The following is a 1008-nucleotide window of genomic DNA, read 5'->3' as shown; positions in this document are numbered from 1 at the left end:
GGACAACATGGGGATTGCATATGCTCAAAATATTGGTATTAACAAGGCATTAAATGAGGGTTTTATTGACTTTATTTTGTTTGATCAAGACAGTGTTCCATCTGAATCAATGGTAAAAGAGTTGTTTATAGCTCGACAAGCAGCTCAATTTGAAGGTCAAAGAGTTGCAGCCGTTGGTCCTGTTCATATAGATCAAGATACATTTTCTGAATGTTTGTTTATTCGTACATCTAGGTATAGTGTCAATAGGTTCTTGTCGAGTGATAGAAGTGAAAATACCTTTTCTCCATGTGACTTTCTGATAGCTTCTGGTTGCCTTATTTCAAAGGCTACGCTTGATGATATTGGTTATATGGAAGAGGGGCTATTCATTGATTGTGTTGATATTGAATGGGGATTTAGAGCGAAGAGTAAAAATTATGTTTGTATCGCTGCATTTAATGCGAAAATGTATCATAAGGTTGGCGGTGCTCCGTTGAAAGTTTTAGGTCAAAGCCTTACAACTCATTCCCCAGTACGTCATTATTACTATTATCGTAATTTTTGCCGTTTGCTACAAAGGGCATACATACCATTGAGTTGGAAAGTTTATACTCTTATAAGATCAAGCTTACAAGCACTTATTTTTTGTGTATTTCTCAAACCTAGGTTTATGCAATTTAGATGTATTATAAAAGGGGTTTTTCACGGTCTAACCAATCGAAGTGGCAAGTATGAGTAAAAAGATCGTTTACGTAATAAATGTTGATTGGTACTTTCGTCTTCACTGGTTAGAGCGAGCAGAGTACTTCCAATCTTTAGGTTTTGATATTCATATTGTTAGTAGCTTTTCAAATGATGCGATTAAAAATGAATTGGAATCTAAAGGTTTTATTTGTCATCAGTTATCTGTAAAAAGAAAAAGTGTTAACCTTCTTCGAGAGATCGGTAGTATTTTCCGCCTTAAGAGAATATTAGATGAAATTGAACCTGAATTGATACATTGTGTGACAATTAAGCCTAATATAT

2 protein-coding genes are annotated in these 1008 nt (G+C 34.5%); both read left to right on the top strand.

Annotation, left to right across the window (positions count from 1 at the left end; genetic code table 11):
* Positions 1–721: glycosyltransferase family 2 protein (locus AB4653_RS27075; protein WP_372105780.1), on the top strand; the 721-nt coding region annotated here is incomplete at its 5' end.
* Positions 714–1008: glycosyltransferase (locus AB4653_RS27070; RefSeq protein WP_372105779.1), on the top strand; the 295-nt coding region annotated here is incomplete at its 3' end. The genes AB4653_RS27075 and AB4653_RS27070, both read left to right, overlap by 8 nt.

It is taken from the genome of Vibrio sp. 10N.222.48.A3 (assembly GCF_041475345.1).
In the GTDB taxonomy this organism is placed as follows: Bacteria; Pseudomonadota; Gammaproteobacteria; order Enterobacterales; family Vibrionaceae; genus Vibrio; species Vibrio tasmaniensis_A.
This window is presented reverse-complemented; position numbering and strand designations above follow the sequence as displayed.